Source organism: Cryobacterium sp. PH29-G1, assembly GCF_030063365.1.
In the GTDB taxonomy this organism is placed as follows: Bacteria; Actinomycetota; Actinomycetes; order Actinomycetales; family Microbacteriaceae; genus Cryobacterium.
Window position 1 is genome coordinate 81,124 of sequence record NZ_JASISY010000004.1, and the last position, 22,147, is coordinate 103,270.

The 22,147-nt window shown below is 64.3% G+C and carries 25 protein-coding genes and 1 tRNA gene; 18 read left to right on the forward strand and 8 right to left on the reverse strand.

Annotation, left to right across the window (positions count from 1 at the left end):
- Positions 1-4 precede the first annotated feature (4 nt).
- Positions 5-1,339, reverse strand: a complete 1,335-nt coding sequence (locus tag QMK22_RS06840) for a nicotinate phosphoribosyltransferase (protein ID WP_283496869.1) — start codon at positions 1,337-1,339, stop codon at positions 5-7.
- A 42-nt stretch (positions 1,340-1,381) separates the two neighbouring features.
- Here QMK22_RS06840 and murI point away from each other — a divergent pair, with 42 nt between their 5' ends.
- The 4 genes from murI (at position 1,382) to QMK22_RS06860 (ending at position 4,565) form a co-directional block, all read left to right on the forward strand.
- On the forward strand, positions 1,382-2,239 hold the full coding sequence (gene murI, locus QMK22_RS06845) for a glutamate racemase (RefSeq protein WP_283496870.1): 858 nt from the start codon (positions 1,382-1,384) through the stop codon (positions 2,237-2,239).
- A gap of 9 nt (positions 2,240-2,248) precedes the next feature.
- Positions 2,249-2,983 (forward strand): ribonuclease PH, encoded by a 735-nt coding sequence (gene rph / locus QMK22_RS06850; RefSeq protein ID WP_283496871.1) that lies wholly within the window; start codon positions 2,249-2,251, stop codon positions 2,981-2,983.
- Complete coding sequence (gene rdgB / locus QMK22_RS06855) at positions 2,984-3,577, forward strand: RdgB/HAM1 family non-canonical purine NTP pyrophosphatase (RefSeq protein ID WP_283496872.1); 594 nt, start codon at positions 2,984-2,986, stop codon at positions 3,575-3,577. It begins immediately after the preceding gene.
- A 79-nt stretch (positions 3,578-3,656) separates the two neighbouring features.
- Entirely contained in the window at positions 3,657-4,565 is a 909-nt protein-coding gene (locus tag QMK22_RS06860; RefSeq protein ID WP_283496873.1) for a cation diffusion facilitator family transporter, read from the forward strand.
- A 50-nt stretch (positions 4,566-4,615) separates the two neighbouring features.
- Here QMK22_RS06860 and QMK22_RS06865 read toward each other — a convergent pair whose 3' ends face one another.
- The 4 genes from QMK22_RS06865 to QMK22_RS06880 form a co-directional block, all read right to left on the reverse strand.
- Positions 4,616-5,356 (reverse strand): DedA family protein, encoded by a 741-nt coding sequence (locus tag QMK22_RS06865; protein WP_283497116.1) that lies wholly within the window; start codon positions 5,354-5,356, stop codon positions 4,616-4,618.
- 122 nt (positions 5,357-5,478) lie between these two features.
- Positions 5,479-6,156 (reverse strand): DedA family protein, encoded by a 678-nt coding sequence (locus QMK22_RS06870; protein ID WP_283496874.1) that lies wholly within the window; start codon positions 6,154-6,156, stop codon positions 5,479-5,481.
- 1 nt (position 6,157) lies between these two features.
- A tRNA-Leu gene (locus tag QMK22_RS06875) sits at positions 6,158-6,239 on the reverse strand.
- 15 nt (positions 6,240-6,254) lie between these two features.
- Entirely contained in the window at positions 6,255-7,208 is a 954-nt protein-coding gene (locus QMK22_RS06880; protein WP_283496875.1) for a LysR family transcriptional regulator, read from the reverse strand.
- 194 nt (positions 7,209-7,402) lie between these two features.
- On the opposite strand from QMK22_RS06880, the gene QMK22_RS06885 reads away from it, so the two are divergent.
- From QMK22_RS06885 to QMK22_RS06935, 11 genes are all read left to right on the forward strand, one after another.
- Positions 7,403-8,809 carry an MFS transporter gene (locus QMK22_RS06885; RefSeq protein WP_283496876.1) on the forward strand — a complete coding sequence of 469 codons (1,407 nt, stop codon included), beginning with the start codon at positions 7,403-7,405 and terminating at the stop codon, positions 8,807-8,809.
- 98 nt (positions 8,810-8,907) lie between these two features.
- The gene (locus QMK22_RS06890; RefSeq protein ID WP_283496877.1) at positions 8,908-9,717 is read left to right on the forward strand and encodes a 3-hydroxybutyrate dehydrogenase; all 810 of its coding nucleotides are present in this window, start codon (positions 8,908-8,910) and stop codon (positions 9,715-9,717) included.
- A gap of 229 nt (positions 9,718-9,946) precedes the next feature.
- Positions 9,947-11,179, forward strand: a complete 1,233-nt coding sequence (locus QMK22_RS06895) for a TadA family conjugal transfer-associated ATPase (protein WP_283496878.1) — start codon at positions 9,947-9,949, stop codon at positions 11,177-11,179.
- On the forward strand, positions 11,176-12,033 hold the full coding sequence (locus tag QMK22_RS06900; protein ID WP_283496879.1) for a type II secretion system F family protein: 858 nt from the start codon (positions 11,176-11,178) through the stop codon (positions 12,031-12,033). Before QMK22_RS06895 ends, QMK22_RS06900 begins: the two co-directional genes overlap by 4 nt.
- A 40-nt stretch (positions 12,034-12,073) precedes the next feature.
- Positions 12,074-13,033: a type II secretion system F family protein gene (locus QMK22_RS06905; protein WP_283496880.1), complete on the forward strand. Its 960-nt coding sequence runs from the start codon at positions 12,074-12,076 to the stop codon at positions 13,031-13,033.
- 69 nt (positions 13,034-13,102) lie between these two features.
- Positions 13,103-13,279 (forward strand): hypothetical protein, encoded by a 177-nt coding sequence (locus QMK22_RS06910; protein ID WP_283496881.1) that lies wholly within the window; start codon positions 13,103-13,105, stop codon positions 13,277-13,279.
- A gap of 8 nt (positions 13,280-13,287) precedes the next feature.
- Positions 13,288-13,719, forward strand: a complete 432-nt coding sequence (locus QMK22_RS06915) for a TadE family protein (RefSeq protein ID WP_283496882.1) — start codon at positions 13,288-13,290, stop codon at positions 13,717-13,719.
- Positions 13,694-14,170 carry a hypothetical protein gene (locus tag QMK22_RS06920; protein WP_283496883.1) on the forward strand — a complete coding sequence of 159 codons (477 nt, stop codon included), beginning with the start codon at positions 13,694-13,696 and terminating at the stop codon, positions 14,168-14,170. The genes QMK22_RS06915 and QMK22_RS06920 overlap by 26 nt, the downstream gene beginning before the upstream one ends.
- The gene (locus QMK22_RS06925) at positions 14,167-14,613 is read left to right on the forward strand and encodes a pilus assembly protein TadG-related protein (protein ID WP_283496884.1); all 447 of its coding nucleotides are present in this window, start codon (positions 14,167-14,169) and stop codon (positions 14,611-14,613) included. Before QMK22_RS06920 ends, QMK22_RS06925 begins: the two co-directional genes overlap by 4 nt.
- A 272-nt stretch (positions 14,614-14,885) precedes the next feature.
- Positions 14,886-15,155 (forward strand): hypothetical protein, encoded by a 270-nt coding sequence (locus tag QMK22_RS06930; RefSeq protein ID WP_283496885.1) that lies wholly within the window; start codon positions 14,886-14,888, stop codon positions 15,153-15,155.
- An 83-nt stretch (positions 15,156-15,238) separates the two neighbouring features.
- Complete coding sequence (locus QMK22_RS06935; RefSeq protein ID WP_283496886.1) at positions 15,239-16,123, forward strand: EamA family transporter; 885 nt, start codon at positions 15,239-15,241, stop codon at positions 16,121-16,123.
- 52 nt (positions 16,124-16,175) lie between these two features.
- Here QMK22_RS06935 and QMK22_RS06940 read toward each other — a convergent pair whose 3' ends face one another.
- The 3 genes from QMK22_RS06940 to QMK22_RS06950 form a co-directional block, all read right to left on the reverse strand.
- On the reverse strand, positions 16,176-16,835 hold the full coding sequence (locus QMK22_RS06940) for a pentapeptide repeat-containing protein (RefSeq protein ID WP_283496887.1): 660 nt from the start codon (positions 16,833-16,835) through the stop codon (positions 16,176-16,178).
- A 1-nt stretch (position 16,836) separates the two neighbouring features.
- A complete protein-coding gene (locus QMK22_RS06945) occupies positions 16,837-17,274 on the reverse strand; it encodes a nitroreductase family deazaflavin-dependent oxidoreductase (protein ID WP_283496888.1) in 438 nt (145 codons plus the stop codon).
- Between the two features lie 175 nt (positions 17,275-17,449).
- Positions 17,450-18,796, reverse strand: a complete 1,347-nt coding sequence (locus QMK22_RS06950) for an MFS transporter (RefSeq protein WP_283496889.1) — start codon at positions 18,794-18,796, stop codon at positions 17,450-17,452.
- Positions 18,797-18,836: 40 nt separating this feature from the next.
- On the opposite strand from QMK22_RS06950, the gene prfB reads away from it, so the two are divergent.
- The 3 genes from prfB to ftsX all read left to right on the forward strand — a co-directional run bounded on the left by prfB (position 18,837) and on the right by ftsX (position 22,059).
- Complete coding sequence (prfB, locus tag QMK22_RS06955) at positions 18,837-19,949, forward strand: peptide chain release factor 2 (protein ID WP_283496890.1); 1,113 nt, start codon at positions 18,837-18,839, stop codon at positions 19,947-19,949.
- A gap of 65 nt (positions 19,950-20,014) precedes the next feature.
- Positions 20,015-21,148, forward strand: a complete 1,134-nt coding sequence (ftsE, locus tag QMK22_RS06960; RefSeq protein ID WP_283496891.1) for a cell division ATP-binding protein FtsE — start codon at positions 20,015-20,017, stop codon at positions 21,146-21,148.
- Complete coding sequence (ftsX, locus tag QMK22_RS06965; protein WP_283496892.1) at positions 21,145-22,059, forward strand: permease-like cell division protein FtsX; 915 nt, start codon at positions 21,145-21,147, stop codon at positions 22,057-22,059. Before ftsE ends, ftsX begins: the two co-directional genes overlap by 4 nt.
- Positions 22,060-22,147: the final 88 nt, after the last annotated feature.

Consider the following 22,147-nt stretch of genomic DNA (forward strand, 5'->3'; position numbering starts at 1 on the left):
CCGGTCATCGGTACGTGGTGGGGATAACAGCCTCGCCGCGGCCCAATCGGAACGCCTCGATCGGCAGTTCCTGCATAACGGATGCGTTGTGGGCGCGTGCCCGCACCGTTCCGGCTGATCCCAGATAACGTTCCTCGACGGTTCCGTCGACGATCAGCGGAACGATCAGCGCGCGTTCCAGACCGCTGGGGGAGTTGACCCTTGCCTCGGCGCCGGGACCGGCTCCTGGACCCTCTCCCAGCAGGACGATCTCTTCCTGGGCAGTGCCGACGGCATCCACTCGGCGCAGCGCGTTCTTGCGGCCACCGATAGAGAGCTTCGCGGCCGATGTTTTGGCGACAGAGATCCAGTCGTCGTCCAAACCCTTGTGCGCGACGAGCTTATAGACCAGACCGGCGGCCGGTTCGCCCGACCCGGTGACGACCGACGTGCCCACACCGAAGGCGTCCACCGGGCTCGCCGAGAGGGCCGCAATGGAGTACTCGTCGAGGTCGCTCGTGACGGTGATTTTTGTGTTGACCGCGCCGAGACTATCCAGTTGGGCGCGCGCCGCCGCGACGACGGTGGGCAGGTCGCCGGAATCGATGCGGATGGAGCCGAGTCGGGTCCCGGCGACTTTGACCGCCAGCGCGATCCCGGCTGGCACATCGTAGGTGTCCACGAGCAAGGTTGTGGCTGCCCCGAAGGCATCCACCTGGGCTTGGAAGGCCTCTTCCTCGCTGTCGTGCAGCAGCACGAACGAATGGGCGGCCGTTCCCATAGTCGGCAAGCCCCACTGGCGGCCGGCCTCAAGATTGCTCGTGGCCGAAAAGCCGGCAATGAACGCGGCGCGGGCAGCGGCAACCGCCGAGTGCTCGTTGGTGCGGCGTGATCCCATCTCGGCGATCGGTCGACCGAGGCTGACCGAGACCATGCGCGCGGCCGCGCTGGCGACCGAGATGTCGTAGTTGAGCACGCTGAGAATGAGCGTCTCCAATATGACGCCTTCGGCGAAGGTGCTCTCTACCAGAAGCAGCGGTGACCCGGGAAAGTACGCTTCGCCTTCCTGGTAGCCCCAGACGTTGCCGCTGAAGGCATAGTCGGCGAGGTAGTCGAGGGTCGGGGTGCGTACGACAGAGTTTTCGGAGAGCCAGGTCAGTTCCGCGGTGGTAAAACGAAATTGGCGAATCAGCTCGAGCAGGCGACCGGTGCCGGCGACGATGCCGTAGCGGCGGCCGGCGGGCAGGCGGCGAGCGAACGCCTCGAACATGCACTCCCGATCGGCTGTACCGCTCGAGATGGCGGCATCCACCATCGTGAGCTCATAACGGTCGGTGCGAAATGCGGGGGACGGGGTCACCCGGCACAGCTTATCCGCAACCGCGGACTAGGCTTGATTTCCGTGAAGGATGCACCGATTGGTATTTTCGATTCCGGAGTGGGCGGCCTGACCGTCGCCCGGGCGATCAAAGACCAGTTGCCGGGGGAATCCATTCTCTACATCGGCGATACGGCGCACTCGCCGTACGGCCCGAAAAAGATCGCCGACGTGCGTGGTTTTGCCCTCGATGTGCTCGATGAACTCGTGGCGCAAGACGTGAAACTGCTCGTGATCGCGTGCAACACGGCATCGGCGGCGGTGCTGCGGGATGCCCGGGAACGCTACAGCGTGCCGGTGATCGAGGTGATCCAGCCAGCTGTGCGCCGTGCGGTCGCGACGACCCGCAGCCAACGGGTGGGGGTCATCGGCACCCTCGGCACCGTCAATTCGCGGGCCTATAACGACGCCTTCGCGGCGGCTCCGCAAATCTCACTGTTCAGCCAGGCCTGCCCGCGCTTCGTCGAATTCGTCGAGGCCGGCGTCACGACCGGCGCCGAGGTGCTCGCCGTCGCCGAGGAATACCTGGCACCGCTGCGCGCGGCCGAGGTCGACACCCTCGTGCTCGGCTGCACCCACTATCCCTTTCTGCGGGGCGCCATTTCCTACGTGATGGGGGAGGGCGTGACCCTGGTGTCCAGCGATACCGAAACGGCCAACGACGTCTACCGGGTGTTGGTCAGCCGGGGGCTCGAACGCGCCAGTACCACCCCGCCCACCTACCGCTACGAGGCCACCGGCGACAGCGCCGAAGACTTTCTCGCCCTCGCCCATCGTCTGATCGGGCCTTCACCCACTCACGTTGACCTGATCGAGACCGGCACGCTCAATCTGAGCGAACTGGCCACGCCACCCTTTTCCCACTTACACCCGAATTTCTAGGAGTACACCGTGACCGAAACACTGCGCGCCGACGGGCGCACCAACGACGAACTGCGCACGATCACGATCGAGCGCGGCTGGAGCGACCAGGCCGAAGGGTCGGCATTGATCTCCTACGGCCGCACCAAGGTGCTCTGTACGGCATCCTTCACCAACGGAGTGCCGCGCTGGATGAGTGGCAAGGGTAAGGGCTGGGTGACCGCCGAATACTCGATGCTGCCGCGTTCGACCAACAGTCGTATGGATCGCGAATCGGTCAAGGGCAAGATCGGCGGCCGTACGCACGAGATCAGCCGTCTGATCGGTCGCAGTCTGCGCGCGGTCGTTGACATGAAGGCACTGGGCGAGAACACCCTCGTACTCGACTGTGATGTGTTGCAGGCCGACGGCGGAACGCGCACCGCGGCTATCACCGGCGCCTACGTGGCCCTCGCCGACGCTCTCGAATGGGGCCGCACCAAGAAGTTCATCGCGCAGAAGGCGCAGCCGCTCATCGACAGCGTCTCGGCCGTGTCCGTCGGCATCATCGGCGGGGTCCCCATGCTCGACCTCGCCTACACCGAAGATGTCCGCGCCGACACCGACATGAACGTCGTCGTGACCGGGCGCGGCAAATTTGTGGAGGTGCAGGGCACAGCGGAAGCGGCACCGTTCGACCGCGCCGAACTGGACACCCTGCTCGACCTCGCCCTCAAGGGCGCCGTCAGCCTCACCGAGTTTCAGACCAGCGCACTGGAGCGCTGAATGGTGCAGATCGTTCTCGCCACGCACAACGCCCACAAAGTCGAGGAGTTGCGGCGCATTCTGGCCCCGCAGCTGCCCACGGTTGAGGTGCTCGCCTACGACGGCCCCGAACCGGTCGAAGACGGTGTCACCTTCACCGAAAACGCTCTGATCAAAGCCCGCGCCGCGGCGGCCCACACCGGCCTGCCAGCGATCGCCGATGATTCGGGCATCTGCGTGGATATTCTGGGTGGCGCCCCCGGCATTTTTTCTGCGCGTTGGTCAGGGCCTGCCAAGGACGCCGCCGAGAACCTGCGCCTGCTGCTCTGGCAGCTCAGCGACGTCCCCGAGCAGCACCGAGACGCCCACTTCACCTGTGTGGCCGCACTGGCGCTCCCAGACGGCACCGAACGTGCCGTGACCGGCGAATGGCCTGGCCAGCTTCTGTTCGAACCGGCCGGCGAGAACGGTTTCGGTTACGACCCGATCTTCCTCCCCGAGGGCTACGCCATTTCAGCCGCCGAACTGTCGGCGCACGTGAAGAACCAGGTCAGTCATCGGGCGATTGCCTTCGAGGGTCTCGTACCGGTTTTGCGTGAGGTGCTCGAGTGCTGAGAACGGCATTCATTCCCAACTAGGGTCCGGCACGTGCGTGGGGTTGGCGGGCGACCCGCGGCGGCTCTAACGTGGAGGCATGGGCCACGATCACGCGCACGGCACCGGATCAAACCGGAAGCGATTGTCGATCGCCATCGGCATCGTGGCCACCGTGCTGCTGCTCGAAGTACTGGGCGCCTGGCTGACCGGCTCGCTCGCGCTGCTGGCCGATGCCGGGCACATGCTGTCCGACCTGTTCGGGCTCATCGTCGCGCTGACCGCGACCGTGGTGGCGGCTCGGCCGGCCACCGATCGGGCCACCTTCGGCTTCGCTCGCGCCGAGGTGTTCGGAGCGCTCATCAACGGGTTGATTCTGATCGGCGCGGCCGTTGTCGTCTCGGTCCTGGCCATTACCCGGCTGATCACGCCCGGTGAAACCGTGCTCCTCGGTACTCCGATGCTCGTCGTCGCCGTCATCGGACTGGCCGCCAACGTGGCCGCGATTCTGCTGCTGCGACCCGCTGCGGCCGGGTCGATCAACATGCGTGGCGCCTACCTCGAGGTGCTCGGGGATGCCCTGGGCTCGGTGGCCGTCATCGTAGCCGCCATCGTTATCCTGACCACCGGATTTGGCCAAGCGGATGCCATCGCCTCGCTCGTCATCGCCGGGATGATCGTGCCGCGCGCCTACTTCTTGCTGCGGGATGTCGTGCGGGTATTCAGTCAGGCAACGCCCGCCGATACCGACATCAGCGAAATTCGCCGTCACCTGCTCGGTACCGCGGGGGTCGTGGCCGTGCACGACGTGCACGTGTGGGCGATTACGAGTGGCGCCCACGTTTTCACCGCGCATATCGTCGTTGAACCGGAGGTGCTCGCCGCGGGCACGGATACTCTTCTTGACGCGTTGTCGGAGTGCCTGACCGTGCATTTCGATGTGGCTCACTCCACCTTCCAGCTGGAACCGGCGGAGCACGCCGACCATGAAGGTCACCAGCATCGGTGAGCCGTATCGCAGAACTAGCGGTAACCGGTGCGGCTGATCAACGGTGCTGATCAGGCCTCGTGCCGCCCGTCGTGGTTGGTCTTGAACGTCTCGGGGTCGAGCAGGTGGCTGCCCGTGTTGGCGGCTGGGGTGGGGTGGTCGCGCAGGCGCCGGGCCTTCACCACGGACAGTACGTAGTGGTACACGGTGGGAATAAGAGTGACGACCACCGCACCGAGCAGAATCAGGTCGATATACGTCGTGACAAAATCGGCGACCGGAGGAATATAGCCGAGAAAGTATCCGCCGAAGGTGAGGCCGGCGCCCCAGAGCAAGGCGCCGATCAGATTGTAAAGGGTGTACTTGCGGTAGTCCATATGACCGACGCCCGCGGCGACCGGCGCGAAGGTGCGCACAATCGGCACGAATCGGGCAACAATTACGGCCACACCACCGAAGCGCACGAAGAACGCATTCGTGCGGTCAACGTTTTTGATGCTGAACAGTCCCGATTCCTTGCGTTCAAACACACGCGGACCGAATTTGTGGCCGATCAGATAGCCGACTTCACCGCCGAGAAAGGCGGCGAAACCGATGGCCAGGGCCACCCACCAGATATCGATCCGGATGACGCCGGCCGCGGGAAACGCCAACAGGCCCGTGATGACCAGCAGCGTATCGCCCGGCAGTAGAAAACCGACCAACAGCCCGGTCTCCGCGAAGACGATCGCGCAGACCACCAGCAGGGCCCACGGACCGGCCGACTCAATGATGTGGGTCGGGTCGAGCCAAGGGATCAGGGCGGTGTGGATCACGCGGGAGAACTCCAGTCGGCGAAAGGCAGACGTTCGGGCAACGGCGGCGGATGCTGTGACACAGGGTATCGCCTAATCGTGGGAAAGTACCCGGCAGGCACCCCCGCAAACGTGGGCGGTCAGCTGGCTGAGGGGCTGTCTTCGAGATCGTGCGCGGTGGCATCCGCTTTTCGTTGCGCCCGGTCGATGCGCCAGGTGCGGAAGCCTACGATGACGGAGGCCGTGATCAGCACGCCGGCGATGATGTAGGCCGCATTCTTGACGCCGGGGATCGTCGCCGCGTAGTAGCCGATGAGGGTGAGCCCAACACCCCAGGACAGTGCTCCGAGCAGGTTGCTGGAGAGAAACTTGTAGTAATTCATGCGACCGACACCCGCCACAACCGGTACGAACACCCGGGCCCAGGGCATGAATCGGGCGATGACGACCGACCACCAGCCGAACTGTCGGTAGAACGTTTCGGTCTTGATGATCGCCGCCTGGATGCGTCGGCCGCCGTGCCGTTCCAGATATCCGCGCCCATAGTGTCGGCCGAGCAGAAAACCCACCTGGTCGCCGAGGAAAGCGGCGATACCGGTTCCGATCACCAGTATCACAATATTGATGTTGCCCGTGGAGGCGGCGACCAGCCCGGAACCGAACAGGAGCGAGTCCCCGGTGACGAAGGGGATGAAGACGCCCAGGAACAGCGCGGTTCCGGCGAAGACCAGACCCCAAATAAGCAGGTAGAACAGCACGGCGCCCGTGTGTGCGAGAACATCGTTTAACTGACCGTCGAGTGCTGAAACCTGAACCATGTGCGGGAGAGGGGACTTGAACCCCCACGCTCGAAAGCACAGGATCCTAAATCCTGCGTGTCTGCCAATTCCACCACTCCCGCCGGTGTTGTCTCAGTCTAGTTGGCTGCGTCTGCGCTGACACTGACTCTGAGGGTGTCGTGGCCGAGCAATTCCGCGGCAAAAGACTCCATTTGGGCGCGGAGCGCGCCGACGAGTGCCGCCACCGCTGGCAGCCGCAAAGACTCCGTGCGCAGAACCATCCAGTACGGCAGTCGCTCCTGAAAATCTTCGGGCAGCAGGCGCACCAAATCCGCGTGTTGATCGGCCATGAAACACGGCAGGAATCCGATACCGGCTCCGGCGCGGGTGCCTTCCACGTGCACGAAGACGTTGGTGGAGCTCAAGGACTCCCGCATCTGCGGCACCAATCGTCGGGGAGCGTCGAGGTCGTCGACCTGTTGCATGGAATCGACAAAATAGACGAGGGGATGCTCGGTCAGTTCGGCGATGCTCCTCGGCGTGCCGTGTGTCTGCAGGTAGTGGCGGGACGCGTACATTCCGAGTGTGTAGTAACCGAGCAGGATCGACTCAGCCCGATGCACCTGCGGCTCGCCCACGACGACTTCGATGTCCAAGCCAGAACGGTGCTGCAGGGCGCGTCGGGTGACGGTGACAATCTCAACACGCAGCAACGGATGCCGTCGCTGGAGGGCGGCGACGGCGGGGGCGGCGACATAAGCGCTGAAGCCGTCCGTGGCCGACATTCGCACAACGCCGGAAAGCTGTTGCCCCTCCGCGTCGGATCCGCGCAGCAACGTGACGGCGGATTCGACGCCCTCGGCAGCTGTGCGTGCGCGTTCGCCGAGCTCGGTCAGCTCCCACCCGCCCACGGCGCGGGCCAGCAGTCGACCATCCAGATCGCGTTCGAGGGCGGCGATGCGCCGTGACACGGTGGTGTGGTTAAGTCCGAGGCTCGCCGCAGCGGTAGTGAACCGCCCGGTTCGAGCGACGGCCAAAAAGATGAGCAGATCATCGGGGTTGGGGGTCGCGCCGGTGGAGGGAAAGGTCATATCTGCAATTATGCACATGTGCTCTGATGTTTTGGCTCTTGTCGCACGCCCGTCGTGCGTGAATACTCAGTGAGGTCGTTCTTCTGCAGAGCTTCTCGCAGAGTCTTCTGAAAAGAATCCTGCGGAAACGACCAAACTCATCCCGCACCACCTCAGGCAACCACGTGTCATCGCCGACACAAAGGAGACAGACAATGAGTGTCAATCAACGCGTTGGGGCTGCCGGTTCCGGCAAAGCCGGACGAAGCGCTGGATCAGAGGCGGAAACTTCCGGCCTCAAAAAAATCGTCGCCGCCTCAATGGTGGGAACGGTCGTGGAATGGTACGAGTTTTTTCTCTACGCGACCGCGGCCAGTCTGGTTTTCGGGACGGTGTTCTTTCCGAACGCCGGTAGCGAGCTCGACGGCATCATCGCCGCCTTTCTGACCTATGCGGTGGGATTCATCGCGCGACCGCTCGGTGGCATTGTGTTCGGCCAGATCGGTGACAAGCTCGGTCGCAAACACACCCTGCAGGTCACGATTATCATGGTCGGTGCCGCAACATTCCTGATGGGGTGCCTGCCCGGCTACGACACCATCGGCTATTGGGCTCCGGCACTGCTCGTAGCCCTGCGCTTCATCCAGGGCTTCGCCGTCGGTGGCGAGTGGGGCGGCGCGGTTCTTCTCGTCGCCGAGCACAGCCCGAACAAATCGCGCGGATTCTGGTCGAGCTGGCCACAGGCAGCCGTTCCGGTCGGTAACCTGCTCGCCACTCTCGTGCTTCTCACCATGACCTCGATTCTTCCGCCCGAGCAGTTCCTCAGCTGGGGCTGGCGCGTAGCGTTCTGGCTTTCCGCGATCATCGTCGTGATCGGCTACTACATCCGCACCCACGTCAGCGAAGCCCCGATCTTTCTCGAGGCCCGCGCGCAGGTTGAGGCCGAAAAGGCCGTCAACTACGGTGTGCGCGAGGTCATTCGCAAGTACCCCAAGGGAATCCTCGGAGCCATGGGCCTGCGGTTCGCCGAAAATATTCTGTATTACATCATCGTGAGCTTCTCGATTGTCTACTTGAAGACGGTGCACGAATACGACACCGGCCAGCTGCTGGTCGCCCTGCTTATCGCTCACGTCGTGCACTTCATTGTGATTCCGCAGGTCGGTCGACTCTCGGACCGCCTCGGACGCAAGCCCGTCTACCTGGCCGGTGCCGTTCTCGGTGCGACGTGGGCGTTCTTCGCCTTCCCCATGTTCGACACCCTGAACCCGGTGCTGATCATTCTCGCGATCACGGTCGGGCTCTGCTTCCACGCACTGATGTATGCGGGCCAGCCGGCCATCATGAGCGAAATGTTCCCGACTCGCATGCGCTACTCGGGTGTGTCGCTTGGCTACCAGGTCACGTCGATTCTCGCCGGCTCCATGGCGCCGATCATCGCCGCCGCCTTGCTGCAGAAGTACAATTCCTGGATTCCGGTCGCGATCTACATCATGATCGCCTGCGCGATCACGGTGGCCGCCGTCGTCACCCTCAAGGAGACCAAGGGAGCGTCACTGCGCGAGGTCGACGCGGTGGATGCTCGCAAGCACGGGCTGGAGCCCGCTGCCCAGACGAACTGACCCGACAGCGTAACCCGCGTCGGCGAGGGGCGGGGTGCCGTCGGTGCCCCGCCTCGTGCCGACCTGCCGTGCAGTGAATGCGCAATCGAAGGAATGTCATGACTGAGAACACCGACGCTGCCAGCGTCACCGCCACCCGCCCGACGCAGCAGCCCCTCGCCGGGCGACGTGCCCTCGTCACGGGTGGGGCGAGCGGAATCGGCGCCGCAGTCGTGCGGGCACTCGCCGCCCGCGGTGCCCACGTCGTCGTCGCCGACATCGATACCGCCGGTGCCACTGCGCTGGCGGAGGAGGTGGGCGGGTCAATCTGGACCGTCAACCTGATGGCTACCGCTGTCCTCACCGACGACGCTCTCGCGGTGGCCTTGAAGGGCGTCGATATCCTGGTCAACAACGCCGGGATTCAGCGGATCAACCCGATCCAGGACTTTGAGCCGGCCGATTTTCACAACATTCTCACGCTCATGCTCGAGGCACCCTTTCTGCTCATTCGGGCCGTGCTGCCCCAGATGTACGCGGCAAATTTCGGGCGCATCATTAACGTGTCGTCGGTGCACGGCATTCGCGCCTCGCCGTTCAAGAGCGCGTATGTGTCGGCCAAGCACGGGCTCGAGGGACTGTCCAAAGTGACCGCGCTCGAGGGTGGTGAACACGGGGTCACGAGCAACTGTGTCGCCCCGGGCTACGTGCGTACGCCGTTGGTCGAGAAGCAGATCACCGACCAGGCGCTCGTGCACGGAATTCCGGAATCGGAGGTGCTCAGCAAGATCATGCTCACCGAAAGCGCGATCAAGCGCCTGGTGGAACCGGCCGAGGTCGGGTCCCTCGTGGCCTGGCTAGCTTCCGACGACGCCGCCATGGTCACCGGATCGAGCTACACGATGGATGGCGGCTGGTCGGCTCGTTAGTCATTGGTTCCCGCAGAGATCCGGTCCTGCAAGTACTGCAGGGCGTCGCAATAGCGGCGCCCTGCTGCTAGTTCTCGTGGCCGCCGACCCGGGATACCCAGGAACACACTGACGCGGCGAAACAGGATGCGTCGGTATCCGTCGCGATCATTTTTGGACGTCGCAACACAAAAAACAAGCCCTGTGGATAACTTGCACGAAAAATTGCAAATGAGGCCATCATTCGGGGATGACCGAAGCCGTTCGTATTATTACAGAGCAAGTGCGGCTGCGGGTGCGCCGTGAGGGCGTTGATCTGGCCGCCAATAATTCCCTGGTGGAACAGTATGTGAGCGACGAACTGCGCCGCTACAGCGAGCGGGCCCTCGGCGGGCTGGCCCCGATGATCGCCGACGAGCACCAGGCCACTCGGGAGGTTGTGGCCGCCCTCACCGGCTTCGGCGTTTTGCAGCCGTTTCTGGACGATCCCGAAATTGAAGAAATTTGGATTAACGGCCCGGCCCGGGTTTTCGTGGCGCGCGACGGGGTGCCCGAACTGACCACGCTGCTGCTCGGCGAGCAGGACGTGCGCGATCTGGTCGAGCGGATGCTGCAGGCATCCGGACGGCGGGTCGACCTCTCGTCGCCGTTCGTCGACGCATCGCTACCCGATGGTTCCCGGTTGCACGTGGTGATTCCCGACATTACGCGTGCGCACTGGGCGGTGAACATTCGCAAGTTCACCCGGCGCATCCGAGACCTCAACCAGCTTGTCGGGCTTGGCGCGCTCACCCAACAGGCCGCTGACTTTTTGCGGATCTGCGTGTTGGGCGGCCAAAACATTCTCGTGTCTGGCGCCACCCAAACCGGCAAGACGACGATGCTGAACGCCCTGCTGTCGTCGACCCGGCCCAGCGAGCGCATCGTGACCGTGGAAGAAACCTTTGAACTCGACCTGTCCGCCCGCGACGTCGTCGCGATGCAGTGTCGGCAGCCCAGCCTGGAGGGTACCGGGGAGATCACCCTGCGCCGGTTGATCAAGGAATCGTTGCGGATGCGGCCCGACCGGCTTGTCGTCGGTGAGGTACGCGAGGCGGAGAGCCTCGACCTGCTGATCGCTTTGAACAGTGGGCTTCCGGGGATGTGCTCGATTCATGCCAATAGCGCCCGGGACGCCCTTGCCAAACTCTCGACGCTGCCATTGCTGGCCGGCCGAAATATTGACTCGTCATTTGTGCTGCCGACCGTGGCCGGGTGTATTGACATCGTGGTGCACTGCGAGATTGATCGGCACGGCCGTCGACGTGTCACCGAGATCATCGCGCCGAGCGGCCAGCTGTCCGGTTCGATGATCGAGGCGAGCCCGGTATTTCTGTCTCCCCACGGGCACCTCGAACCGACCGGTTCCCATCCCACCAAGCTCGCTAAATTTCGTGCTGCCGGCCTCGACCCGGCGCAGGTCTTGCGACAGGGGGCCGCATGATTCTCGTGCTGGGGTGTGTGCTCGGCAGCGGGCTGGTGCTGGTGCTCGCGCCGTTCCTCTGGCCGGCCGGTAGTACACCCAAACGGGCCAGGGTGGGGGAGCGGATGCGGGTACGCCTGGTTCAGGGCGGTCTGGGGGCGGTGCCGCTGCCGGCTTTCCTGGCGGTGTCGGTGATCGTGGGTGTGGCATCCGCTGCCCTGGTGCACGGAATCTTTGCGGTTCGGGCGCTCACCGCCGTGGCGGGGCTGGCCGGGCTGCTGTTGCCGTGGCTGATCGTGTCGTGGCGTGCGGCAGCCAGGCGGCGCGCCAATCGCACAGTGTGGCCTGACGTTGTTGATCATCTGGTGTCGGCGCTCCGCTCGGGACTGGCATTGCCCGACAGCGTGAGCACTCTCGCTCAAGCCGGGCCGGTCGCTACCCGTAGTGCGTTCGCCCAGTTCGAACGTGAATACCGGGCCACCGGCAACTTCAGCTACTGCGTTGACGAGCTCAAGCGTTCCCTCGCCGACCCGGTCGCTGACCGCATTTTGGAAACCTTGCGGATGGCGCGGGAAGTCGGCGGCAGCGACCTCACAATCGTGCTTCGGAGCCTCGCAGCCTGGCTGCGGCAGGATGCCGCGGTGCGGCTTGAGGTGGAAGCCCGCCAATCGTGGGTGGTGAACGCGGCCCGCCTGGGCGTTGCAGCGCCATGGATCATTCTGATTCTGCTCGCCTCGCGCCCCGAAGCGGCCATCGCCTACAACTCACCGGCCGGCGGAATCGTGATTTCGAGCGGTCTCGGCCTGTCGGTCGTTGCTTACCGCCTGATGATCGCGCTGGGTCGTCTTCCGGAGGAACGCCGATGGTTCTCCTAGCGCCGCGGCGTCGAATGGTGCCGGACAGTCGACCAGCGGGGTGCACTGGACCAGCGGGGTGCAGCCGTTGAGTGCCATGCTGGGCTGGGCGATTCTGTGTGGAACGGGTCTGGGCGTTGGGCTCTGGTCTCTGGTGAGCATGACACCACGGCTGACCCGGCCGCGCCTCATCGACCGGGTCGTGCCCTATCTTCTCGATGTCTCCCCGGAAGCGCGCCGGATCCTGGCCCGGCGAACGGTGAACCCGATTCCCGTACTGGGCAGCCTGTTCGCGCCGCTGTTCACGGCCCTCACGCGGGGGCTGTCGAGCCTGCTCGGTGGCAGCGACACCATTGCGCGCCGCCTGCATCAGTCCGGGTCGGTGAAGACCGTCGAGGAGTTTCGCTCCGTGCAGTTGGTCTGGGCGTTGCTGGCCTTCGCCGTCGGAACGGTGATCACCGTTGTTGCTCTGGTGGAGTTGCCGGTGCCGGCCCGGCTGGTGGTGCCTTTTGTGGCTGCCGTTGGTGGCGCCGCGCTGCGGGATTGGCTGCTGCAGCGGGCAGCGACCGCTCGATTGGCCCGAATGCGCAGTGAACTGCCGACCGTTCTGGAATTTCTCACTCTGTCGCTGTCGGCGGGTGAAGGAATTCTGGACTCGATCCGGCGGGTGTCCCGTACGAGTTCGGGGGAGCTGTCGCGAGAATTCGCCGGGGTGGTCGCCGATGTTCATGCCGGGGTTCCGATCGGCGCCGCGTTGCAGTCACTCGCGCGTGGGATCCAACTTCCGGAGGTGACCCGGTTTGTCGACCAGGTCACCGGCGCACTGGACCGGGGCTCGCCCCTGGCCGAGGTGCTGCGTGCGCAAGCGCAGGATTCCCGCGATCAGACCAAGCGCACGCTGCTCGAGATGGCCGGAAAGAAAGAGGTCGCGATGCTTGTTCCGCTGGTCTTTTTGATTCTGCCGATGACCGTGTTGTTTGCTGTTTTTCCCGGCCTCGTTGTGCTGCAGGCCGGGTTCTGATGTTCCGCCGCTGTGTCCCTGAAATTGTCCCCGTCCGGTCCACTCACGCACACGAGAAATGAGAATGTCATGAACCGAATTATGTTTCGCCTCCGCAGCCTGCTCCGCGACGAAACCGGTGATGTGCCCGGTTGGGTGTTGATCACCCTCATGACGGCGGGCCTGGTGCTGATTATCTGGGGGCTCGCCGGCCCTGCGCTCAGCGGCGTTTTTCAGCAGGCCATGGACCGCGTCAGCAGTTTCTGACCGGCGAGATGCGCGAGCTCAGCAAGCGGATGGTGCGCCTCGTTTCGCGGCGCACCCCTGCGTTCCGCGACGAAGCCGGATCCGCCGTCGCCGAATTTGTGATGGTGGTGTCCCTGCTGACATTTCTGACGCTCATGGTGATGCAGCTGGCCCTCGCGCTGCACATTCATAACACAGTGCTCGATGCCGCTGCTGAAGGGGCCCGCTACGCCACGCTCGCCGACAGCAGTCTGCCGGCGGGAGCACAACGCACCCGCGACCTGATCACGACGGCCATCGGGGCAAGGTACGCCACCGATGTCGCGGCCCGGTTTGGGGACAGTGCCGGATACCCCAGTGTCGAAGTGCGAGTGATCGCACCGCTGCCGCTCATGGGGTTGCTCGGTGCTCCGCGCGGATTGGAGGTGGTGGCACATGCGTCGGTCGAATCGCTCCATTAGCTGGCGTGCCGTGCTGCGGGGAGGGGAAGCCGGCTCGGCGTCGCTCGAGTTCATTACTGCGGGCATGATTCTGCTGGTTCCCCTCGTTTACCTGGTGCTGGCGCTCTCCGCCCTGCAGGGTGGTGCCCTCGCCGTGGAGGGCGCTGCCCGGCAAGCGGCTCGGGTCTACGTACAGGCGCCGGATGAGGTCACAGCCACGGAACGCGCCCACCGGGCCGTGGCTTTCGCGCTCGAGGATTACGGCCTCGACCCCGGTGATGCCGTCGTTCAGATCGAGTGCGGTGGCGGTAGGGGGCATTGTCTGACTCGCCGGGGGCTGGTGACGGTGACCGTGCGCATTGGAATCACGCTGCCGCTGGTTCCCGACCTGCTCGCGGTGAACCAGAGCGCGAGCGTGCCGATGACGGCGGCATCGTCTCAGCTTGTCTCCCGGTTCGGCGGCTTCGAATGATCCGGCGCCTGCCGCACGCCTCGAATGAGCAGGGATCCACCCTGCTCCTGATGATCTTCTATGGGTTTCTGGCCCTGAGTCTCGTGCTCGTGGCATTGGCGGCGACATCGCTCTATCTGGAACATAAACGGTTGCTGAGCTTTGCGGACGGGGCGGCGCTCGCCGGGTCCGAAGCGTTCACCCTGGCCGCGGTGCAGGTGGGTGCGGTTGGGCCCCGGCCGCAGCTGCGATCGGACGACGTCTCGGCGGCGGTTGATGAGTACCTGCGCCTCGTGCCACACGATTCGTTCGAGGCGCTCAGCGTGACGAGCGCGGCATCCGCCGACGGGCAGAGTGCATCGGTGACCCTGCGATCGTGGTGGCGCCCGCCCGTGCTCACCTTCGTGGTTCCCGACGGCGTGCCCCTCGAGGTGACCGTGGTCTCCCGTGCAGTGTTTCACTAATCGTGTTTCCGGCGCCTGTTCGCTGGAAACTCGATGAAAATCGCTCTGGTAATTTCAGAATTGGAGCGTACTATACACAGACACGTCGTTGACATGAAGACTCCCTGCTCGACCGGGGGCCTTCGCTCGTGTACCAGTGTCGACACTCGTGCCAGCCCCGGTCCCGGTTGGTAGTGCTGGCGACCGTGGGTCGTCGTTCAGCCGGGTTGGTCGCCGCCGGTTGACGTGGCCCCGTATGGCGGCTGAGAACCATCAAGAACGGCTGTGAAATCATGGATGCATTACTCGACGAGCAGGTTATGGAGCACCTCGACTTTGAGTTTGTGCTGCCCTGTGAGGGCGTGCATCACGATCGTGGACTGAGTGGGCACGATCCGGCCGAATCGGGTGAATACATGGTGATCTCACCGTGCTGTGGCCCCAAGGTGATCCAGTGTTCTTCCCGGGTCGACGCGATGCGTGTTTCCGGAGCGCTGTTCTGCGGTGCCTGCCAGCACGAGCACCTGACGAGCGAATACCAGTTCGTACCACTCCAGTCGTAGATAGCGGCTCGCGCGGGTAGTTTTCAGCGGATGCCGCGCGCTGTACCCTCGGTAGGTGCCCTGATGGCGCCGACGGGAGCAGTGTGCGTACCAAGCGGGACCAACTGAGCGGTGCGGGTGCTCAGATCGCCACCGAAGTCAGCATCAATTTCGGGTCGTCCCTGGCCGGGCTGCTCATACCGGTCGTTGGATCGCCCATCGTCGTGGCGGCTCGACAGATTGTCATGGTGATCGTCGTGCTGCCGCTGGCCCGGCCCAAACTGAAAAATCTGAGCTGGAGCCGCGTCTGGCCGCCGCTGGCCCTCGGCGTCGTCCTCGCCGTGATGAACCTCACCTTTTATCAGGCCGTGAACATGCTCGGTCTGGGCATCGCAGCGACGATCGAATTTCTCGGACCGTTCGCCCTCGCCCTGCTCACCAGTCGCCGCGTACTCGACTTTGTGTACGCCGCGGCCGCCGCCGGGGGAGTTTTTCTGTTGACCTGGTCGGACGGCACGCTCGACGTGCTCGGTATCGTGCTCGCCCTGACCGCGGCCGCCTCGTGGTTTTGCTACATTCTGCTGACCCGGCGAGTGGCAACCGAGTTCGCCGGTCTGGAAGGCATTTCCATCGCGAGTGTGGTCAGTCTGGTGATCGTCGTGCCGATCGCCCTCTTCACCCTCGACCTCTCGGCCTTTACCTGGGGAATCGTCGGGCTGCTCCTGCTCGTCGGCGTCGTCTCCTCGGCCTTTCCCTACACGCTCGACACCTACATTTTGCGTCGGATCAGTCCGCGCCTCTACGCGATCATCACGAGTTTTGGACCGGTGATTGCCGCCGGTTTCGGCGCGCTCGTGCTCGGCGAGACATTCACCCTGCTGCAGCAGGGCGCCATCGTGGTCGTGTGTGTGGCGGCCGGAGCGGCGATCGCGAGCCAGCGAGACCGGCCCACCTCCGACCTCGAGCTGACCGCTACCGCCATTCCCTAGGCCGGTGACGATGCGGGCGAGCCCGGTCATCCGCTCGTAACCGGTGCCGGGCCTACTCGACGCGCAGGCCGAGGTGCGCGGCGAGAAGCGGGGCCAACAGGCTCAGCTGGGCATCGTCGATCGTGGCGCCACGCAGACCCTCAAGACCGTGGATGGCCGAGAACTCGCTCGAGCGCAGGTCGACGTCTTTGAGCTTGGCGCCGCCAACGTCGAGCGTGCCGATGCGGCAGTTCTGCAACTCGAGGCGCTGCACCGTGGCGCTGCCGAGGTCGAGTTCTTCGATGATGCAGTTGCTGATCAACACATCGGTCAGCGTGGCATTGCGCAGGTTCACAAAATCGAGCTTCGACCCGTCGATGTGCACCGAGCGCAACGTTGCCTCGTAAACCTCGACCGACCCGAGCCGGGCGTGCTCGATGCGCACGTCACGCCAGCTGGAACGTGGCGCGCTGAACACCGGCGCGTGTAGGTCAGCGGCGAGACACTCCGAAAAAGATGCTCCGCGCAGCTTGGCCTCGTGCAGGGAAACCCGGGTGAACTCACATTCAGTAAACGAGATTCCGGTGAGGTCTCGGCCGTCGAGATCGATGCCCGAGTAGCGTTCCGCCTCGCGGCCGTCACCGGAACGCAACCGTGCACCGTCGCTATCGGTGAGGTCGTCGGGCAGCGTGATGCGGTCGATCGACGCTTTGCGGGTGCCTGGTTTCGCCACCCTAGGCGAGCGGCTCGAGGACGAAAACGGGAATCTCGCGGTCCGTTTTCATTTGGTACTCGGCGTAGTCCGGGTACGCGGCCACGGCGCGCATCCACCACAGTGCTTTTTCGTCGCCGGTGACCTCGCGGGCACGCATGTCCCACTTCTGCGAACCGTCCTGCAATTCCACTTCGGGGTGCGCCACGACGTTGGCGTACCAGACCGGGTTCTTGGGGCTGCCGCCCAGCGAGGCGACGACGGCGTAGTGACCATCGTGTTCGACCCGCATGAGCGGTGTCTTGCGCAACTTGCCGCTCTTCACTCCGAGAGTCGTCAGCACGATGACGGGCATGCCACGCAGGGTTGTGCCCTCGGTACCACCCGATTTCTCGTACAGCTCGACCTGTTCGCGAGAGCGCTGGGAGGTGCTTGGTTCGTATTCTCCGATGAGGGGCATGCCTGCCCCAACGCTTGGACCGTCGCGAACATTCCGCCGCGTCGTGGCATAACTCCTGCAATTTGTGGACTTCCAGAAGCGGATGCCCGCAAATTCGCCGAAGAACTATTGCTCGCGCAGAAATTGCAGGAGTTATGAACGAGATCGCGAGCCGGGCGAGGCGCCGGTCCGTGGGCTAGAGACGGCTGCGAGGCCGGTGCGGGGCAAACCGGGGAATGTAGCGTCGCAGAAGCACGGCACCGAACAGGCCGAATGCCCCCATGATGCCGCTCGCGATCGACAACGATGCCAGCGCTGTGATGCCGGCCACGGCGAGAGGCGCCGCAGCACTGCCGAAATCGGCGGTGAATCGCCAGGCGCCGAGGAACGGCGCCGGATGGCGCTGCGGAGCGAGGTCGGCGCCGAGCGTCATGAGCAGGCCGCTGCCGATGCCGTTGGCGAGGGAGAGAAACATCGCCACGCCGATGAACCAGCCCACGTTGCTCGGCAGGTCGTGCGTGAACGCGAGCGCGACGTGCCCGAGGCCCAAGCCGATCATCGAGGGAACCGCGCTCCAGATACGACCGAATCGGTCCATGATCTGACCGCTGACGTAGAACAACACAAAGTCGATACCGCCGGCGATCCCGATGATGAGGGCCGTGTCGGGCGCGCTCACTCCGATGCTGACCGCCCACAGGGGCAGCATGACCGTACGGCTGGCTCGCATCGCGCCCACGAGGGCGGCCCCGGTGCCGAGCCGCGCGAGCACACCGCGGTGGGTGCGGATGGTTTGAAACAGGCCCTCAGCATCATCGGCGACCACCGGCACAGCGGATGCCGCCGGCTCCGTCCCGGCTGCCGATTCCGATGCAGCATCTCCCCGCGCAGCAGCGGGTTCCGGCGATGCCGGGCCCGACGCCGTACTTGCGGCGGTCGCCGTCGGGGCGCTCGGCGCCGCAAGGTCACGGGTGGGATCCGGCAAAACCAGCAGCATCGTGACCGCGAGCACGCAGCAGGCGATGAACACCCAGAACGCCGCCTGGGTGCTTCCGGTGAGGTGGATGAGCGCGGCGGACAGGAACGGTCCCACGAACCAGCCCGCCCGAAACACGCCACCGAGCGTTGACAGGGCGCGGGCGCGATAGACCAGCGGTACGTAGCTGGTCATGAAGGCGTGCCGGGCGAGAGCGAACACGGCCGTAGCGATACCGATCAGAAAGATGCCGACGCCCAAAACCAGCGGATTCGGCGCCACGAGGCAGATGACGATCGCGCCGATCGTGACAACGGATGCCCAGATCATCGAGTTGCGTTCACCGATGCGGGCCACGACCCAGCCGCTGGGAATGTCACCGATGAGTTCACCGAGCATGATCATGGCGGCGATCACCCCGGCGATGGCCAGGGTGGCGCCGAGATCGTTGGCTACCAGCGGAATCAGCGGAATGATCGCGCCCTCACCGATCGAAAACAGCAGGGTGGGCAGAAACGCCGTCAGGGCGATCGACCGCAGGTTGAGGGGGGCTCGGGGCAGGCTCATCAGAGTCGATGCTACGCCAGCCCGGTAGGCTGGACAGAACATGATTGACTTGGATTTCTCAGTACAGATCGCCGCGCTGCGGACCACGTTCGGCGACATCCGCTCGGTAATCGACATTGATCGACTGCGGGCGGACATTGACGACCTCAGCGGTGAGGCCGGTATGCCCAATTTGTGGGACGACACCGAGCACGCGCAGAAGGTGACGAGCGACCTCAGCCACCGGCAGTCGCAACTGGCGCGCATCGAGAGCATCACGACGCGGCTGGACGATCTGGAGATGCTCGTCGACATGGCCAATGACGGCCAGGGCGACCAGGAGCTTGCCGATGAGGCCGCCGCCGAACTGGCCAGCCTGCAAAAGCTGCTCGGAGAACTCGAGGTGCAGACCCTGCTCAACGGCGAATTCGACGAGCGCAACGCCGTCATCACCATTCGCGCCGGCGCCGGGGGAGTGGATGCCGCCGACTTCGCCGAAATGTTGCTGCGCATGTACCTGCGGTACGCCGAACAGCACAACTGGCGCACGAGCGTTCTCGACATCAGCTACGCCGAAGAGGCCGGCATCAAGAGTGCGACGTTCGAGGTTGACGCCTCCTACGCCTTCGGCACGCTCAGCGTCGAGGCCGGTACGCACCGCCTCGTGCGGATGAGCCCATTCAACTCGGCCGGCAAGCGCCAGACCTCGTTTGCCGCGGTTGAGGTCGTGCCACTGATTGAGCAGACCGAATCAATCGAGGTGCCCGACGGCGACATTCGCGTTGACGTCTTTCGTTCCAGCGGCCCCGGCGGCCAGTCGGTCAACACCACCGACTCCGCCGTGCGTATCACCCATCTGCCCACCGGAACCGTGGTGAGCTGCCAAAACGAAAAAAGCCAGATCCAGAACCGCGCCGCCGCCATGCGGGTACTGCAGTCACGACTGCTGGTGCTCGAACGGGAGAAGGAAGCCGCCACCAAGAAGGAACTCGCCGGCAATATCACCGCGAGCTGGGGCGACCAGATGCGCAGCTACGTGCTCGCGCCGTACCAAATGGTCAAGGACCTGCGCACCGAATACGAGGTGAACAACCCCAGCAACGTCTTTGACGGCGACCTGGACGGATTCATTTCGGCCGGCATCCGCTGGCGCAAGAAAGCACCCGAAGACTAGAGGCTTGCTGCACAGGGTATGTCGCAGTAGGGAAATCGCCCGCGGATGCCTAGGCTCTAAGAGCTATGATCCGTTTTGATCACATAACCAAGAAGTATCCCGGCACCACTCGGCCGGCATTGAACTCGATCGACGTCGAGATTTTGCGAGGCGAATTCGTCTTTCTGGTCGGCGCCTCCGGATCGGGCAAATCGAGCTGCCTGCGGCTCGTGCTCAAGGAGGAAAAGCCGACCAGCGGCAGCATTCACGTGCTCGGCCAGGACCTGCGGTCGATCTCCAACCGCAAGGTGCCCTACTTTCGCCGCAATATGGGCGTGGTCTTTCAGGACTTTCGCCTGCTGCCGAATAAAACCGTGTTCGACAACGTCGCCTTCAGCCTGCAGGTGATCGGCAAGAGCCGCGGTTTCATTCAGGAAGCCGTGCCCGACACGCTCCAGATGGTGGGGCTGGCCGAAAAGGCGCAGCGCCTGCCGCACGAACTCTCCGGTGGTGAGCAGCAGCGCGTCGCCATCGCCCGCGCCATCGTGAACAAGCCGCAAATTCTGCTGGCCGATGAGCCCACCGGAAACCTCGACCCCACCACGAGTGCGGAGATCATGTCACTGCTCGCGAGCATCAATGCCAGCGGTACCACCGTGATCATGGCCACGCACGAGGCCGGCATCGTCGACAAGATGCAGCGCCGCGTGATCGAACTCGTCAACGGCGAGATCGTGCGTGACGAGCGTCAGGGCGGCTACGCCACGGCATCCATCCCCACCGTGCCGCCCTCATCGATAGCGGATGCATCCGACAGCGCGCCGTCGCCCGCGCCGTCGCCCGCCACGTCGCCCGCCACGTCGACCTACGCCTCGGACGCCGAATCCGCCGATCCGGCGTCGTCCCGGCCGGAACCGTCCCACCCGCCGCTGACCCACCCGGCGGCGCCCGTTCCCGAGACTTCCCTGTCGTCACACCAGTCCGCTGCCGCCTCGGACCCGACGCCGACGCCCGCCCCGGCCCCAGCGCCGACACCGGTCGCCGTGCCGGAAGCCGATGAGACGCCGGAGGCACCGGCGTCACCCATGACGCGTCCGGTGCTGCCGGTCGCCGCCAACGACGACCCGGAGCAGCTCACTCTCGCCGAGAAACTCGGTCTGCGAGCACCGGGGGAGAAACCCGACCAAACGGGCGAACAGAACGTGGGGCCCACCCGATGAGGGTCGGGTTGGTGCTCTCCGAAGCCGCCAACGGACTGCGACGCAACGCTTCCATGGTCGTCTCCGTCGTGCTCGTGACGTTTATCTCGCTCACCTTCGTGGGTGCGGCCATTCTCATGCAGATGCAAATCGGCCAGATGAAGAACTTCTGGTACGACAAAGCGCAGGTCGGCATCTACATGTGCTCCGAAATTTCCCCCGGCGAAACCTGCACCGGCGGTGATGCCTCGGAGGATCAGATCGCCGCGGTTGAAGAGCAGCTGAAATCACCGACCCTCGCGCCGTTCATCGATAACTACTATTTCGAGACGCACGAGCAGGCCTTCGAGAACTTCAAAAAGCAGTTCGCCGGCAACCCGGTCGCCGACTATGTCACGGCCGACCAGCTCAACCAGACGTTCTGGGTCAACCTGAAAGACCCATCCCAATCGGCGGTGCTGGTTGAGAGCCTGTCCGGAGTTGCGGGGGTCGAGAATGTCGCTGACCAGCGCAAATACCTCGATCAGATCTTCTCGGTGCTCAACGTGGCGAGCTACACGGCCATCGGTATCGCCGGATTGATGCTGATTGCGGCGGCGCTTTTGATCGCCACCACCATTCGATTGTCAGCGTTCTCGAGACGACGGGAACTGGGCATTATGCGGTTGGTGGGCGCCAGCAACCGGTTCATTCAAACCCCGTTCATTCTGGAAGGTGTGTTCGCGGCGCTGCTCGGCTCCCTGCTGGCCGGCGGAGCTATCGTGGCCCTCGTGTACTTCTTCGTGCAGGGCTATCTCGGGGCCAGACTCACGGGCTTTGCCCTGATCGGCATGGACGATGCGTTCGTCGTGGTACCCATCCTGCTCGTGGTCGGTGCGGTGCTCGCCGCGTTCTCGGCCAACTTCGCCATCACCCGCTACCTCAAGGTCTAAGGCAAACGGATGCCGGGGCTGGCCGGCCCCCGGTTCCGCTAGACTGATGGGCTGTTGAGTGGCCGTGTGGCCCACTCGCTGTGCCGCC